The organism is Streptomyces sp. NP-1717 (genome assembly GCF_022695985.1).
Taxonomy (GTDB): Bacteria; Actinomycetota; Actinomycetes; order Streptomycetales; family Streptomycetaceae; genus Streptomyces.
In genome coordinates, this window is record NZ_JAAPBF010000206.1 from 1 (window position 1) to 13,042 (window position 13,042).

At 71.2% G+C, this 13,042-nt stretch carries 10 protein-coding genes; 8 read left to right on the forward strand and 2 right to left on the reverse strand.

Annotation, left to right across the window (positions count from 1 at the left end; all coding sequences use genetic code 11):
* Positions 1 to 154: 154 nt before the first annotated feature.
* Positions 155 to 1,216, reverse strand: a complete 1,062-nt coding sequence (locus GXP76_RS28665; protein ID WP_242574522.1) for an ADP-ribosylglycohydrolase family protein — start codon at positions 1,214 to 1,216, stop codon at positions 155 to 157.
* 237 nt (positions 1,217 to 1,453) lie between these two features.
* Here GXP76_RS28665 and GXP76_RS28670 point away from each other — a divergent pair, with 237 nt between their 5' ends.
* The 8 genes from GXP76_RS28670 to GXP76_RS28705 all read left to right on the forward strand — a co-directional run bounded on the left by GXP76_RS28670 (position 1,454) and on the right by GXP76_RS28705 (position 12,491).
* Complete coding sequence (locus GXP76_RS28670) at positions 1,454 to 2,173, forward strand: VIT1/CCC1 transporter family protein (RefSeq protein WP_277993942.1); 720 nt, start codon at positions 1,454 to 1,456, stop codon at positions 2,171 to 2,173.
* A 470-nt stretch (positions 2,174 to 2,643) separates the two neighbouring features.
* Positions 2,644 to 7,212: a glutamate synthase large subunit gene (gene gltB, locus GXP76_RS28675; protein ID WP_242574524.1), complete on the forward strand. Its 4,569-nt coding sequence runs from the start codon at positions 2,644 to 2,646 to the stop codon at positions 7,210 to 7,212.
* On the forward strand, positions 7,205 to 8,665 hold the full coding sequence (locus GXP76_RS28680; protein ID WP_242574525.1) for a glutamate synthase subunit beta: 1,461 nt from the start codon (positions 7,205 to 7,207) through the stop codon (positions 8,663 to 8,665). Before gltB ends, GXP76_RS28680 begins: the two co-directional genes overlap by 8 nt.
* A 189-nt stretch (positions 8,666 to 8,854) precedes the next feature.
* Positions 8,855 to 9,601, forward strand: a complete 747-nt coding sequence (locus GXP76_RS28685; protein ID WP_242574526.1) for a VWA domain-containing protein — start codon at positions 8,855 to 8,857, stop codon at positions 9,599 to 9,601.
* Positions 9,602 to 9,847: 246 nt separating this feature from the next.
* Positions 9,848 to 10,051 (forward strand): cold-shock protein, encoded by a 204-nt coding sequence (locus tag GXP76_RS28690; protein WP_003969786.1) that lies wholly within the window; start codon positions 9,848 to 9,850, stop codon positions 10,049 to 10,051.
* Between the two features lie 95 nt (positions 10,052 to 10,146).
* On the forward strand, positions 10,147 to 11,634 hold the full coding sequence (locus GXP76_RS28695) for a DEAD/DEAH box helicase (protein WP_242574527.1): 1,488 nt from the start codon (positions 10,147 to 10,149) through the stop codon (positions 11,632 to 11,634).
* A 34-nt stretch (positions 11,635 to 11,668) separates the two neighbouring features.
* A complete protein-coding gene (locus GXP76_RS28700; RefSeq protein ID WP_242574528.1) occupies positions 11,669 to 12,058 on the forward strand; it encodes a ribonuclease domain-containing protein in 390 nt (129 codons plus the stop codon).
* A gap of 46 nt (positions 12,059 to 12,104) precedes the next feature.
* A complete protein-coding gene (locus tag GXP76_RS28705; RefSeq protein ID WP_242574529.1) occupies positions 12,105 to 12,491 on the forward strand; it encodes a barstar family protein in 387 nt (128 codons plus the stop codon).
* A 46-nt stretch (positions 12,492 to 12,537) separates the two neighbouring features.
* On the opposite strand, the gene GXP76_RS28710 is transcribed toward GXP76_RS28705, so the two are convergent.
* Positions 12,538 to 13,042 (reverse strand): HEAT repeat domain-containing protein (locus GXP76_RS28710; protein ID WP_242574530.1); only part of this gene is annotated, 505 nt, incomplete at its 5' end.

The following is a 13,042-nucleotide window of genomic DNA, read 5'->3' on the forward strand; positions in this document are numbered from 1 at the left end:
GGCGCTGGTCCGGCCGCACTCCGCGTGGCGGCCCGTTCGACCTCGATCGCCGGACGGGCTGGGACGGGGCCGGCCGCCGCCCGGTTCTCGGTCGGCGGGGCGGTCGCACTCCGTGTGAACCCGCCCGGTCCCTCCCGCATCGGCGGCCGCCCGCTCATGACCGTGCCAGGGAGTCGTCGTCCGGCGTCAGCAGGTCCGCGATGTCCAGGACGTGGTAACCCCGCATCGACGGCAGGCAGCTGCCCCGTACCGGTCCGATCGCCGAGGCCCACTCCTCCGGTACGGCCCCGGCCCCGGACACCGCTCCCGACAGTGCGCCCGCGACCGCCGCCGTGGTGTCGGCGTCGCGGCCCATGTTGACGGCCGTCAGTACCGACGTACGGAAGTCTCCGCGCGCCGCAGCGAACGCGCCGAACGCCAGGCCCACCGCCTCCGGCGCCAGGTCGGTCCACGGGTAGCCGCCGATGACGACGGCCGACCGGACCGCGCGTTCCATGGTCAGCGTGTCGGGGTACTCACGGCCCGCCGCGACCACCGCGCGGCGCAGCGAGCGGGCCGTCCAGGAGTCCATCGGGATCACGGAGAGCGCGGCGGCGACCACGGAGGCGGGGCCCGCGCCCGTCATCGCGGCGGCGACCCCGGCCGCGACCGCCTGCCCGCCGTAGATGCCCTCGCCCTCGTGGCTGACGGTCCCGTCGACCGCGACGAGCCGCGCCGCCTCGGCCGGGCGGCCGGCGGCGAAGACGCCGAACGGCGCCGCCCGCATCGCGAGCCCGTCGCTCCAGGCATGGCGGTGCTGGGCCGTGATCGGGGCGGCGAGGCCCCTGCGCAGGTTCTCCAGGGTGCCGCGCTCGCTGAACCCCGCTCCCCGGAAGGGCCCCTCGTCGAGGTCGGCCAGCCAGTGGTGCCAGGCGTACTCGACGTGGGTGACGGTCAGGGCCGAGCCGTGTCTGGCCAGGAGGAGCCCGGAGAAGATGGCGTACTCGGTGTCGTCGGTGCCGGCCGGGTTGTCGGTGACGAAGCCTTCGATACGGCCCCAGCGGCGGCGGATCTCGGAGGGGCGCATGTTCTCGGCGGGGGCGCCGAGCGCGTCGCCGACGGCGAGGCCGAGCAGCGCGCCCCGCGCCCGTCCCCGCAGCGCGGCGACGTCGGCGGACCGGGCCGCCTCCGGACCGGGGTCCGAACCGGCGCCGGGACCGCAGGCGGTCAACTCCATCGCGGGGGCCTTTCGCACGCATCGGGCCCAGGAGCGGCCCTCGGTTCCTCCCATACGTCCCACGCCGCGCCCCGGAGGAGTCCGACAAGCGTCGCTGTCACCCGGCTGGTGCCCCCGGTAAGCATGGCCTTCCTTGCTGGCGGGGCCCTTGTTTCGTGCGTATTTTCGAAGCCGTGGTGGGGTGTCCCGCCACCGGACGACAGCGGGACCAGCGGGAAGGGGACAGCCGTGTCCGTCATGGACAACGAGGCGCAGCTCCACGGAGCACACCGTGACAATCACACGCACCGTGATGTCAACGGCGGCTGGCTGCGTCCCGCGGTGTTCGGCGCGATGGACGGCCTCGTCTCCAACCTGGCCCTGATGACCGGCGTGGCGGGCGGTGCCGTCGACCGGCAGACGATCGTGATCACCGGACTCGCGGGTCTGGCGGCCGGTGCCTTCTCGATGGCGGCGGGGGAGTACACCTCCGTGGCGTCCCAGCGCGAGCTCGTCCAGGCGGAGCTGGACGTGGAGCGGCGCGAGCTGCGCAAGTTCCCCAAGGACGAGATGGCCGAGCTGGCCGATCTGTACGTGTCGCGCGGTGTCGAGCCGGAGCTGGCGCGCGAGGTCGCGGCGCAGCTGTCGAAGGACCCCGAGCAGGCCCTGGAGATCCACGCGCGCGAGGAGCTGGGGGTCGACCCGGACGACCTGCCGTCGCCCATGGTCGCCGCCGTGTCCTCGTTCGGCTCCTTCGCGCTGGGCGCGCTGCTGCCCGTCCTGCCGTATCTGCTGGGCGCGACGGTGCTGTGGCCGGCCGTGCTCGTGGCGCTGCTCGGCCTCTTCGCCTGCGGCGCGCTGGTGGCCCGGGTGACCGCGCGGACCTGGTGGTACAGCGGTCTGCGCCAGCTGCTCCTCGGCGGTACGGCGGCGGCCCTCACGTACGGTCTGGGTTCGCTCTTCGGCGCGACCGTCTAGCGCGGTACATCCGGCGGTGCGCCCGGGCGTGCTCCGGGCGCGCCGCCGGGCGGGCGCCCGGAAGGCGGATCACCCGGCGTACGACATATTGCGCGGTCGGGGCGGTCGCGTCACTGTGGTGACGAACATCCCTCCATCTTCTCCCGGCGGTTCCCCCACTCGGGTGGGACACTATGCATGGCGTCACATATCTAGCCGTTACCCGGTTGTTTCGAACGCTTGAACTCCGGGCATGAGCCGTAGGCGCTGCGGGCAACGAAGCCCGCTCCGCCGTGGTCCGGTGTCCGGCGGTCTCTTCGCCTCTGATCACCTCTGGCCCACCTTCGCCGTCACGAGCGGCGTCCACATGCTGGAATCAGCTATCCGCTTTCTGAGCAGCCGACCCATCATGTAACCTGCACGAAATTTTGCCCAGGGCCAACGTCGTCCCTCGGTTCATCGCAAATGCCACGACGACGACGGGAGAGCCGATGCGTTTCGACGCCTGGTCGCCCATGGATGGCCGCCCCGCTGCGCAGGGCATGTATGACCCCCGTAACGAGCACGACGCCTGTGGCGTCGGGTTCGTGGCCACCCTGACCGGTGTGCCCGGCCACGAGATGGTCGAGCAGGCGCTGACCGTACTGCGCAATCTCGAACACCGCGGCGCCACCGGCTCCGAGCCCGACTCGGGTGACGGCGCGGGCATCCTGCTCCAGATCCCGGACGCGTTCCTGCGCGAGGTCTCCGGATTCGAGCTGCCCGAGGCCGGTTCGTACGCCGTCGGAATCGCCTTCCTGCCCGCCGGGAACCCGGACGAGGCCGTCTCACGGATCGAGACGATCGCCGCCGACGAGGGCATCGACGTCCTCGGCTGGCGCGAGGTGCCGGTCGCCCCCCAGATGCTCGGTGCCATCGCGCGCTCCACGATGCCGGTCTTCCGCCAGCTCTTCGTCGCCTCCGGTACGCGCTCGGGCATCGCCCTCGACCGCAAGGCGTTCGTCCTGCGCAAGCGCGCCGAGCGCGAGGCCGGGGTCTACTTCCCCTCCCTCTCCGCCCGGACGATCGTCTACAAGGGCATGCTGACCACCGGCCAGCTGGAGCCCTTCTTCCCCGACCTCTCCGACCGCCGCTTCGCCACCGCCGTCGCCCTCGTGCACTCGCGCTTCTCCACCAACACCTTCCCGAGCTGGCCGCTCGCCCACCCGTACCGCTTCGTCGCGCACAACGGCGAGATCAACACGGTCAAGGGCAACCGCAACTGGATGAAGGCCCGCGAGTCCCAGCTGGCCTCCGACGTGTTCGGTGACGACCCCCGGACGCTGGAGCGGACCTTCCCGGTCTGCACCCCCGACGCCTCCGACTCGGCGTCCTTCGACGAGGTCCTGGAACTGCTCCACCTCGGCGGCCGGTCGCTGCCGCACTCCGTGCTGATGATGGTCCCCGAGGCGTGGGAGAACCACGACTCCATGGACCCCGCCCGGCGCGCCTTCTACCAGTACCACTCCACGATGATGGAGCCCTGGGACGGCCCCGCCTGCGTCACCTTCACCGACGGCGTCCAGGTCGGCGCGGTCCTCGACCGCAACGGACTGCGCCCCGGCCGCTACTGGGTCACCGACGACGGCCTCGTCGTCCTCTCCTCCGAGGTCGGCGTCCTCGACATCGACCCCGCCAAGGTCGTCCGCAAGGGCCGCCTCCAGCCCGGCCGGATGTTCCTCGTCGACACCGCCGAGCACCGCATCATCGAGGACGACGAGATCAAGGCGTCGCTCGCCGCCGAGAACCCGTACCAGGAGTGGCTGGAAGCCGGCGAGATCGAGCTGGAGGACCTGCCCGAGCGCGAGCACATCGTGCACACGCACGCCTCCGTCACCCGCCGCCAGCAGACCTTCGGCTACACCGAGGAAGAGCTGCGGATCATCCTCGCCCCGATGGCCCGCACCGGCGGCGAACCGCTCGGCTCCATGGGCACCGACAGCCCGATCGCCGCGCTCTCCGCGCGCCCCCGGCTGCTGTTCGACTACTTCACCCAGCTGTTCGCGCAGGTCACCAACCCGCCGCTGGACGCCATCCGCGAGGAGCTCGTCACCTCGCTGCGCTCCTCCCTCGGCCCCCAGGGCAACCTCCTGGAGCCGACCGCCGCGTCCTGCCGCAGCGTCACGCTGCCCTTCCCGGTGATCGACAACGACGAGCTGGCCAAGCTCATACACGTCAACGCCGACGGCGACATGCCCGGCATGACCGCCGCCACGCTCTCCGGCCTCTACCGGGTCAGCGGCGGCGGCGAGGCCCTCGCCGCCCGTATCGAGGAGATCTGCGCCGAGACCGACGCCGCGCTCGAAGGCGGCGCGCGGATCATCGTGCTCTCCGACCGGCACTCCGACGCCGAGCACGCGCCCATCCCCTCCCTGCTGCTCACCGCGGCCGTGCACCACCACCTCATCCGCACCAAGCAGCGCACCCAGGTGGGACTGCTGGTCGAGGCCGGTGACGTACGCGAGGTGCACCACGTCGCGCTGCTCATCGGCTACGGCGCCGCCGCCGTCAACCCCTACCTCGCGATGGAGTCCGTCGAGGACCTCGTCCGCGCGGGCACCTTCATCGAGGGTCTGGAGCCCGAGCACGCCCTGCGCAACCTCATCCACGCGCTCGGCAAGGGCGTCCTGAAGGTCATGTCCAAGATGGGTATCTCCACCGTCGCCTCCTACCGGGGCGCGCAGGTCTTCGAGGCCGTCGGTCTCGACGACGCCTTCGTGGAGAAGTACTTCAGCGGCACGGCGACCAAGATCGGCGGCGCCGGACTCGACGTCGTCGCCCAGGAGGTCGCCGCCCGCCACGCCAAGGCCTACCCGGCCTCCGGCATCTCCGCGTCGCACCGCGCGCTGGACATCGGCGGCGAGTACCAGTGGCGCCGCGAGGGCGAGCCGCACCTCTTCGACCCGGACACCGTCTTCCGCCTCCAGCACGCCACCCGCAACCGGCGCTACGACATCTTCAAGCAGTACACGGACCGGGTGAACGAGCAGTCCGAGCGCCTCATGACGCTGCGCGGACTGTTCAACCTCGACTCCGGCCGCGAGCCCGTCGCCCTGGACGAGGTCGAGCCCGCCTCCGAGATCGTCAAGCGCTTCTCCACCGGCGCCATGTCGTACGGCTCCATCTCCAAGGAGGCGCACGAGACCCTCGCGATCGCGATGAACCGGCTCGGCGGCAAGTCCAACACCGGCGAGGGCGGCGAGGACGCGGACCGGCTCCACGACCCGGAGCGCCGCTCCTCCATCAAGCAGGTCGCCTCCGGCCGCTTCGGCGTCACCAGCGAGTACCTCGTCCACGCCGACGACATCCAGATCAAGATGGCCCAGGGCGCCAAGCCCGGCGAGGGCGGCCAGCTCCCCGGCCACAAGGTCTACCCGTGGGTCGCCAAGACCCGGCACTCCACACCCGGCGTCGGCCTCATCTCACCGCCGCCGCACCACGACATCTACTCCATCGAGGACCTCGCCCAGCTGATCCACGACCTCAAGAACGCCAACCCGGCCGCCCGCATCCACGTGAAGCTGGTCTCCGAGGTCGGCGTCGGCACGGTCGCGGCCGGTGTCTCCAAGGCACACGCCGACGTGGTCCTGATCTCGGGACACGACGGCGGTACGGGCGCCTCCCCGCTCACCTCGCTCAAGCACGCGGGCGGCCCCTGGGAGCTCGGCCTCGCCGAGACCCAGCAGACCCTGCTGCTCAACGGGCTGCGCGACCGCATCGTCGTGCAGACGGACGGCCAGCTCAAGACCGGCCGGGACGTCGTCGTCGCCGCGCTGCTGGGCGCCGAGGAGTTCGGCTTCGCCACCGCGCCGCTCGTCGTCTCCGGCTGCGTCATGATGCGCGTCTGCCACCTCGACACCTGTCCGGTGGGCATCGCCACCCAGAACCCGGTGCTGCGCGAGCGCTTCTCGGGCAAGGCCGAGTACATCGTCAACTTCTTCGAGTTCATCGCCGAGGAGGTCCGCGAGATCCTCGCCGAGCTGGGCTTCCGCACCCTCGAAGAGGCCGTCGGCCACGCCGAGTTCCTGGACACCGAGCGGGCCGTGAACCACTGGAAGGCCCAGGGCCTGGACCTCCAGCCGCTCTTCCACGTGCCCGACCTGCCGGACGGTGCCGTACGCCACCGGATCGTCGAGCAGGACCACGGCCTGGCCAAGGCGCTCGACAACCAGCTGATCAAGCTCGCCGCCGACGCGCTCGGTGCCGAGAGCGCCGAGGCCGCCCAGCCGGTCCGCGCGCAGATCGCCATCCGCAACATCAACCGCACCGTCGGCACCATGCTCGGCCACGAGGTGACCAAGAAGTTCGGCGGCGCGGGCCTGCCCGACGACACCGTCGACATCACCTTCACCGGCTCGGCGGGCCAGTCCTTCGGCGCCTTCCTGCCCCGCGGCGTCACGCTGCGCCTGGAGGGCGACGCCAACGACTACGTCGGCAAGGGCCTGTCCGGCGGCCGGGTCGTCGTCCGCCCCGACCGGGGCGCCGACCATCTCGCCGAGTACTCGACCATCGCCGGCAACACCATCGCCTACGGCGCGACCGGCGGCGAACTGTTCCTGCGCGGCCGCACCGGCGAACGCTTCTGCGTCCGCAACTCCGGTGCCACGGTGGTCTCCGAGGGCGTCGGCGACCACGGCTGCGAGTACATGACCGGCGGCCACGCCGTCGTACTCGGCGAGACGGGACGCAACTTCGCCGCCGGCATGTCCGGCGGGATCGCGTACGTCATCGACCTCGACGCGGACAACGTCAACGCCGGCAACCTCGGCGCGGTCGAGACCGAGCTGACGGACACCGACAAGGAGTGGCTGCACGACGTCGTGCGCCGCCACCACGAGGAGACCGGCTCCACCGTCGCCGAGAAGCTGCTGACCGACTGGGACACCTCCGTGACCCGCTTCAGCAAGATCATTCCTTCCACCTACAAGGCAGTGCTCGCCGCCAAGGACGCCGCTGAGCTCGCCGGTCTCTCCGAGCAGGAGACCACCGAGAAGATGATGGAGGCGGCGACCAATGGCTGACCCCAAGGGCTTCCTGACCACCGGGCGCGAGACGGCCGAGTCCCGCCCCGTGGAGGAGCGCAAGAAGGACTGGAACGAGGTCTACGTTCCGGGCTCGCTGCTCCCGATCATCAGCAAGCAGGCCGGACGCTGCATGGACTGCGGCATCCCCTTCTGCCACAACGGCTGTCCGCTCGGCAATCTCATCCCCGAGTGGAACGACTACGCCTACCGCGAGGACTGGACGGCGGCGAGCGAACGCCTGCACGCCACCAACAACTTCCCGGAGTTCACCGGCCGGCTCTGCCCCGCGCCGTGCGAGTCGGCGTGCGTGCTGGCCATCAACCAGCCCGCCGTCACGATCAAGAACGTCGAGGTCTCCATCATCGACAAGGCGTGGGACAACGGCGACGTCGTCCCGCGGCCCCCGGAGCGGCTCTCCGGCAAGACCGTCGCCGTCATCGGCTCCGGCCCCGCGGGACTGGCCGCGGCCCAGCAGCTGACCCGGGCCGGCCACACGGTCGCCGTGTACGAGCGCGCCGACCGTATCGGCGGCCTGCTGCGCTACGGCATCCCCGAGTTCAAGATGGAGAAGTCCCACATCAACCGCCGTATCGAGCAGATGCGCGCGGAGGGCACCAAGTTCCGTACGGAGACGGAGATCGGCCGCGACGTCGACGCGGCCAAGCTCCGCAGGCGCTACGACGCCGTGGTCATCGCGGCCGGCGCCACCGTCTCGCGCGATCTGCCGGTGCCCGGCCGCGACCTCAAGGGCATCCACTTCGCGATGGAGTACCTGCCGCTCGCCAACAAGGTGCAGGAGGGCGACCTGACGGTCTCCCCGATCACCGCCGAGGGCAAGCACGTCGTGGTCATCGGCGGCGGCGACACCGGCGCGGACTGCGTCGGTACGGCGCACCGCCAGGGTGCGGCCTCCGTCACCCAGCTGGAGATCATGCCCCGGCCGGGCGAGGACCGGGCCCCGAACCAGCCCTGGCCGACGTTCCCGATGCTCTACAAGGTCACCTCCGCGCACGAGGAGGGCGGCGAGCGGATCTACTCCGTCTCCACCACCCACTTCGAGGGCGACGAGGACGGCAACGTCCAGTCGCTGCACCTCACCGAGGTCGAGTTCGCCGACGGCCGTCCGGTGCCGAAGCCGGGCACCGAGCGGACGATCCCCGCCCAGCTGGTCACCCTGGCGATGGGCTTCACCGGCACCGACCGGGAGAACGGACTGGTCGACCAGTTCGGCCTCGAACTCGACGCGCGGGGGAACATCGCACGGGACGCCGAGTACGCGACCAATGTCGACGGCGTGTACGTTGCCGGGGACGCCGGCCGCGGCCAGTCCCTGATCGTGTGGGCGATCGCCGAGGGCCGCTCGGCGGCGCGCGGCGTCGACCGCTATCTGACCGGGGCGAGCGATCTGCACGCCCCGATCCGCCCGACGGACCGCTCACTCACGGTCTGACGGGCCGACCGACGTCCCGTACAACGGCGTACGGGCGGTGACGGCCCGGGGGACGTCCCCTGGACCCTCCGCAAGACACGGCGCCCGCCAGTCCCCGACCGGACACCGGCGGGCGCCGTGACATGTGTTTCTGATGCTGTGTAACCTCGACGGATCCCCCCGCGCACCGTCGAGTGAACGGCAGCAGCCATGACCACAGCGCCCTCCGCGGGAAGCCCGGCGATCAGCCTCGCCAAGATCGAGGAGACCGCCCCCGCGCTCGTCGGGCACTACCGGGCGGCGGCCGTCTCCCTGCGCAAACACGGTATGAGCGGTCAGCGCGCGGCCGTCTATCTGGTCCTCGACCACTCGGGGTCGATGCGCGAGTACTACCGGGACGGCAGCGTCCAGGCCTTCGCCGACCGGGTCCTCGGTCTCTCGGCGAATCTCGACGACGACGGCGTCGTCCCCGCCGTGTTCTTCTCCACGGACATCGACGCCGAGACGGAGATCTCACTCGCGGACCACCACGGCCTTGTCGACCGGATCGTGGCCGGGCTCGGGCACATGGGCAGGACCAGCTACCACCTCGCCATGGACGCGGTGATCGACCACTATCTGGACAGCGGGTCCACCGCGCCGGCCCTGGTGGTCTTCCAGACCGACGGCGGGCCGACCAGCAAGCCCGCCGCCGAACGCTACCTGTGCAAGGCGGCCGAGCTCCCGCTGTTCTGGCAGTTCGTGGGCTTCGGCAACAAGCGCAGCTCGCAGTTCGACTTCCTCCGGAAACTTGACGAGTTGGCCGTCCCGCAGAAGCGGTCCGTCGACAACGCGGGCTTCTTCCACGCCGGACTCGACCCGCGAGCGGTGCCGGACGACGTGCTGTACGACCGGCTCGTCGCGGAATTCCCGCACTGGCTCGCCGCCGCCCGCGCGCGGGGCATCGTACGGAGCTGAGCCGCTGTGACCTGCACCGACACCCGTCCCGTGGGTCCAGGTGTGTCGGATCCGCGTAAGCCCCGAGGGGCGTGCTAGGCTGACTGCGTTGCAGTTTTGGTACCCATGAACTTTATGTGCGCCTGACGGGAATGTTCCTCAGGCGCATTTTAATGTTTCCACCGGCTTCTCCGGATGGGGCTCAATGCGGCGACGAGGAATCCGTGAAGTGCGGATTCGTCTCTGCACCTGTTTTAGGAGAACGACATGGCTACTGGAACCGTGAAGTGGTTCAACTCGGAAAAGGGCTTCGGCTTCATCGAGCAGGACGGCGGCGGCGCCGACGTCTTCGCCCACTACTCGAACATCGCCACCTCGGGCTTCCGTGAGCTCCAGGAGGGCCAGAAGGTCTCGTTCGACGTCACGCAGGGCCAGAAGGGCCCGCAGGCGGAGAACATCGTCCCGGCCTAGTTTCCGGACGCGTACCTCGCAGCCGGGGCCCGCACCTGCACGGTGCGGGTCCCGGCTTGTGCTGTCCACAGGCTTAGGGAAGGTGCTTCAACCGAATGACTCGCTCCGAACGCCCGGCCCGCGCTCCCCGCCCGGCCGGCAAGCGCCCGGTCAACTCCCGTGCCAAGGGCCCCGCGAAGGGCTCGGCGAAGGCGCCGGCCCGCCGTGTCGCGCGCCCGCAGGAGTTCACGCTGCCGGAAACCATCACCCCCGCGCTGCCCGCCGTCGAGGCGTTCGACGAGCTCGACATGCCCGCGGGCCTGCTCAAGACCCTCAACTCCCTCGGTGTGACCGAGCCCTTCCCGATCCAGGGCGCCACCCTCCCGAACTCCCTCGCGGGCCGCGACATCCTCGGCCGGGGCCGTACCGGATCCGGTAAGACCCTCGCCTTCGGTCTCGCGATGCTGGCCCGTCTCGCCGGCCGCCGCGCCGAGCCGCGCGCGCCGTACGCGATGGTGCTGGTGCCCACGCGCGAGCTGGCCCAGCAGGTCACCGACGCGCTCACCCCGTACGCCACCGCCGTGAACCTGCGCATGGCCACCGTCGTCGGCGGCCTGTCGATCACCAAGCAGGCCGGACAGCTCCGGCGCGGCGCCGAGGTGCTCGTGGCGACGCCCGGACGGCTCAAGGACCTCATCGAGCGCGGCGACTGCCGGCTGGACCAGGTCACCATCACGGTCCTCGACGAGGCGGACCAGATGGCCGACATGGGGTTTATGCCGCAGGTCACCGCGCTGCTCAAGCAGGTGCGGCCGGACGGGCAGCGGATGCTGTTCTCCGCGACGCTCGACAAGAACATCGACCGGCTCGTACGGCAGTACCTGACCGATCCCGTCGTCCACTCCGTCGACCCCTCCCAGGGCGCGGTCACGACGATGGAGCACCACGTCCTGTACGTCATGGACGAGACCGACAAGAAGGCCGTCACCATGCGCATCGCGGCCCGCGAGGGCCGGGTGCTGCTGTTCCTGGACACCAAGCGGTCGGTGGACCGGCTGGTGAAGCGGCTGCTGGCCAGCGGCGTACGGGCGTCGGGCCTGCACGGCGGACGGTCCCAGCCGCAGCGCAACCGCACGCTCGACCAGTTCAAGACCGGCCTGGTCACCGTGCTCGTCGCGACGAACGTCGCGGCCCGCGGCATCCACGTCGACGACCTCGACCTGGTCGTCAACGTCGACCCGCCCGTCGACCACAAGGACTATCTGCACCGCGGCGGACGCACCGCGCGCGCCGGTGAGTCCGGCAGCGTCGTGACGCTCGTCCTGCCCGAGCAGAAGCGGGACATGACACGGCTGATGTCGGACGCGGGCATCGCGCCCCGCTCCGCCAGCGTCAAGTCGACCGACGAGGAACTGTCGCGGCTCACCGGTGCGCGGGAGCCCTCCGGGGTCGCGATCACCATCGAGGTGCCGCAGGCCCCCGTGCAGAAGCCGCAGAAGGCGCGCGCCTCGCGGCCGGCCCGGCGGCAAACCGGTCACGAACGGCGGATGTCGTGCCCGTACCGGGCGGTCAACTTCCCGAAAACTCCACCGACTTGGGATTGACGTGCTCACGTCTACGCGCGTCATCATGGTGGACATGCGAATCCCCCCACGAATCGCCCTCATCGGCGGCGCAGCCGCCCTCCTGTCCACCCTCCTCGTCGGCGGCACGGTCGCGACCACGGCCACCGCCGCCCCGCTCGCGGTCGGCGACATCTGCTACTCCGACCTCCCCGCCCAGGCGCACGACACCCTCGACCTCATCGACGCGGGCGGCCCCTACCCGTATCCGCAGGACGGCGGGGTCTTCCAGAACCGCGAAGGCATCCTGCCGCAGGAGTCCACCGGCTACTACCACGAGTACACCGTCGAGACGCCGGGCTCTCCCGACCGGGGCGCGCGCCGCATCGTGACCGGTAACGAGGAGCAGGACTACTACACCGCCGACCACTACGACTCCTTCGACCTGGTCGACCACGGCTGCTGATCCCGTACCCCCACCCGTACGACGACGGACAGGTAGCCTCCGCCCCATGACCGTGACGTATGTGATCCACGGGGCGGAGGTCACCGGCCTGGAGCGCTTCTGGCAGCTGATCGGCGAGGCCGTGAACGGACCCGACGGCTACTTCGGCCGCAATCTCGACGCGTTCGCGGACTGTCTGAGCGGCGGCTACGGGACGCCGGACGACCGGGACTTCGTCATCGAGTGGCACGACCACGGGCTCTCGCGCCGCGCGCTGGGCCACCAGGAGACGGCGCGTCAGCTCCGGCTCCGGCTGGCCCGGGTGCCCGAGGTCAACAGGGCCTCGGTCCAGAAGAAGTTGGACGAGGCGGAGGCCGGGCGCGGCCCCACGGTCTTCGACTGGCTGACGGAGATCATCGACGAACGCGCGCCGGGCGTCCTGCGGCTGCTGTGACCCCGGCGGCGCCGCGCCGTGTCTTCGGCATTGTGCCCGGCCCGCGTCACCGGCCGCGCGGCAGCAGGCCCGCCAGCCTGCGCCGGACCGCCGCTTCCGGCAGCAGGCGCACCGCGCCGGCCGCCGTCCCGCGCGCACGACCGGTCACCGACCCGTCGGCGAGCATCCGGGCCAGCGCGTCCACCGCGCGCGGATCCCGGCGCACCACCAGCCCCCGGGCCGCCTCGGCGGCGGTGACCGCCACCGGGTCCGTCAGCCGCGCCGCCAGGGCCGCGCGGATCGCGGGCGTGTCGGCGTCGACCCCCGCCAGGGCCGATGTCGCCCGTTCGCGCACCGAGTTGTCGGTGTCCGCGCTGAGCGCCGTCAGCGCCGCCACTCCCTCCTCGTGGTCGCCCGGCACGAGCCCGGCCAGCGCGACGGCCACCCGGCGGCGTACCGCCGCGTCCGGATGGCCCGTGTGCCGCAGAATCTCCGGCAGACCGTCCGCCGCACCCCGCTCTCCCGCCTCTCCGAGCCTTCCCAGCGCCGTCACGCTCGCGATCCGCGCGGCC

Excerpts from the sequence above, each read along its gene's own strand:
- GXP76_RS28690 (WP_003969786.1), top strand. The coding sequence starts at position 9,848 with ATGGCTACTGGAACCGTGAAGTGGTTCAACTCGGAAAAGGGCTTCGGC.
- GXP76_RS28695 (WP_242574527.1), top strand. The coding sequence starts at position 10,147 with ATGACTCGCTCCGAACGCCCGGCCCGCGCTCCCCGCCCGGCCGGCAAG.
- GXP76_RS28685 (WP_242574526.1), top strand. The coding sequence starts at position 8,855 with ATGACCACAGCGCCCTCCGCGGGAAGCCCGGCGATCAGCCTCGCCAAG.
- GXP76_RS28705 (WP_242574529.1), top strand. The coding sequence starts at position 12,105 with ATGACCGTGACGTATGTGATCCACGGGGCGGAGGTCACCGGCCTGGAG.
- GXP76_RS28670 (WP_277993942.1), top strand. The coding sequence starts at position 1,454 with ATGGACAACGAGGCGCAGCTCCACGGAGCACACCGTGACAATCACACG.
- GXP76_RS28700 (WP_242574528.1), top strand. The coding sequence starts at position 11,669 with ATGCGAATCCCCCCACGAATCGCCCTCATCGGCGGCGCAGCCGCCCTC.
- GXP76_RS28680 (WP_242574525.1), top strand. The coding sequence starts at position 7,205 with ATGGCTGACCCCAAGGGCTTCCTGACCACCGGGCGCGAGACGGCCGAG.
- gltB (WP_242574524.1), top strand. The coding sequence starts at position 2,644 with ATGCGTTTCGACGCCTGGTCGCCCATGGATGGCCGCCCCGCTGCGCAG.
- GXP76_RS28665 (WP_242574522.1), bottom strand. The coding sequence starts at position 1,216 with ATGGAGTTGACCGCCTGCGGTCCCGGCGCCGGTTCGGACCCCGGTCCG.